General features: G+C 72.5%; 2 protein-coding genes. One reads left to right on the forward strand and one right to left on the reverse strand.

Annotation, left to right across the window (positions count from 1 at the left end; translation table 11 throughout):
• Nucleotides 1-191: 191 nt before the first annotated feature.
• Nucleotides 192-767 carry an acyl-CoA thioesterase gene (locus H5J33_RS31810; protein WP_181798209.1) on the forward strand — a complete coding sequence of 192 codons (576 nt, stop codon included), beginning with the start codon at nucleotides 192-194 and terminating at the stop codon, nucleotides 765-767.
• Nucleotides 768-920: 153 nt separating this feature from the next.
• Here H5J33_RS31810 and H5J33_RS31815 read toward each other — a convergent pair.
• Nucleotides 921-2279, reverse strand: a 1359-nt coding sequence (locus tag H5J33_RS31815; RefSeq protein ID WP_181798210.1) for an LCP family protein, incomplete at its 5' end; no start/stop codon positions are given.

Genomic DNA, 2279 nt, shown 5'->3' on the forward strand with positions numbered 1-2279 from the left:
ACGCATCACGCGGGCGCTCTCCGGCTGCGCGCCGGCACTGCCGCGTCCGTAGCGCGGGCCGCGGTTGTCGTCGGACCATCCCTCGGGCCAGTCATTCATGCGCACCAGTGTGCCGGGCGCCGAGGTGTGCCGGACAAGTGCTGTCGGAAAATCAGGGCGGCGCTGTTGCGAAGCCGACACAAATTCCGCGAATGCGCCGTCGGCATAAGGTGGAGGGCATGACAGACCAGGCCACGGAAGTGGAAATGGAGATCCCGGGCAAGCCCACCTCCGCCTCCCGCACCACCCTCAGCCACATCATGACCCACAACGACACCAACCTGCTGGGGACGGTGCACGGCGGAGTGATCATGAAACTGGTCGACGACGCGGCGGGCGCCGTGGCCGGCCGGCACTCCGGAGGGCCCGCCGTCACCGCGTCCATGGACGAGATGGCGTTCCTGGAGCCGGTGCGCGTCGGCGACCTGGTCCATGTGAAGGCACAGGTGAACTGGACCGGCCAGACCTCGATGGAGGTCGGCGTCCGGGTCCTCGCCGAGCGCTGGAACGAGTCCGCCCCGCCCACCCAGGTCGGCTCCGCCTACCTGGTCTTCGCGGCGGTCGACGCCGACGGCAAGCCGCGCCGGGTGCCGCCGGTCATACCCGAGACCGACCGCGACCGTCGCCGCTACCAGGAGGCGCAGATCCGCCGCACCCACCGCCTGGCCCGCCGCCGCGCCATCCGCGAGCTGCGCGAACAGCGAGCGGCGGAGGGCTTCGACGACTGAACACCCCCCACCGCACGCCCCGGGTATCCGACCGGCTCGCCGCCCTCCGGCCCGTGCGGCTCACGGGCCGCGCCGCCACATGGTCGGGGCAGGTCACCGCGTCTCCGCCGCGCGGTACGGCCGGCCGGCTCGCCATCCCGCCGCCCCCACCTCTCAGCACACCACCTCGTTGCCCCGCAGCACGCTCTGTTCCGGGCGGCTCGGGTCGTCGAACCGTACTCGGCGGACGTCCTTGAAGTCGGCGCCGGCCGTGACCTTCAGCAGTGGCCCCTGACCCGGCACCGCGCGCAGCTCGCTGCCCGGCAGGGCCGCGGCCAGGGAGCGGGCGGAGCGGTCCCAGCGGGGGTCGTAGAACACCAGGGTGTGCGGCACGTGGGCGGGGGCCGTCACCGGCCGGTGTGTGGTGGCGAAACCGGTCGCGGCGAGCGCCGCGTCGACCCGCTTGCCCAGCCCCACCGTGCCCGTGCCGTTCGCCACCTGCACCCGGATCGTCTCCGGCGCCACCTCCACCGGCACCGGCGCGGGCACCCGGGAGCGGCGCGCGCGGTCCTCGGTCAGCGGCTTGTCCTCGCGGACCGCCGCGAACAGCTTCTCCGCCTTCGCCGGGTCCCACCTCAGCGTCGAGCCGATGCCCTTGACCTGGTAGTTCAGCTGCCCGATGGGCACGGTGGTGAACTCCGAGGAGGACGGCGAGAAGTTCCGCATCGCCCGGCCGAGGTCGAGCAGCTCGTCGGTGCCGAAGCCCGCGTCCGCGCGGACCGAGCCGAGCACCGCCCGGGTCACGTCCCGGAACCGCATCGGGTTCAGCAGCACCCCCGAGGAGGTCGTCTTGTCGATCAGCGCGGCCAGGAACCGCTGCTGCCGTTTCATCCGGCCCAGGTCGCTGGCCCCGTCGACGTGCCGGGCGCGCACGTACTGAAGCGCCCGCCCGCCCCGCAGCGTGTGCCGTCCGGCGGCGAGGTCCAGCCCGGTGTACCGGTCCTTCAGCGGGGTCGGCGTGCACACCTCGACCCCGCCGAGCACGTCCACGGTCCGCATGAAGCTGGTGAAGTCGACCTCCAGATAGTGGTCGATCTTCACATGGGTCATGTTCTCCACCGTGCGGATGGTCAGCTGCGGGCCGCCCTCGGCGTAGGCCGCGTTCAGCCTGACCGGGTGCGGGCCGTGGCGCCGCCCCGAGTTCTGGTCGGTGTGCGCCGGCATCTCGGCGTAGGAGTCGCGCGGCAGGCTCACCACCGTCGCCCGCTCCCGGTCGTCGGCGATGTGCACGATCATCATCGTGTCGGTGCAGTGGCAGGGCTGGCCGCCCAGCCGGAAGGCGCGCCGGTCCCGCTCGCTGATCTTGTCCCGGGCGTCGGTGCCGACCAGCAGCACGTTCATGCCGTGCCCGCCCCGGGGCCGGTTCTTCATGTCCTTGAAGGCGTCGATCCGCGCGATGCCCGCGTCCAGGCTGCTGACCACCGCGTGGCCGATCCCGGCGGACGCGAGCACCACGACCGACAGGGTGGTGAC

Source organism: Streptomyces sp. WELS2 (genome assembly GCF_013870595.1).
In the GTDB taxonomy this organism is placed as follows: Bacteria; Actinomycetota; Actinomycetes; order Streptomycetales; family Streptomycetaceae; genus Streptomyces.

Excerpts from the sequence above, each read along its gene's own strand:
- H5J33_RS31810 (WP_181798209.1), top strand. The coding sequence starts at position 192 with ATGCGCCGTCGGCATAAGGTGGAGGGCATGACAGACCAGGCCACGGAA.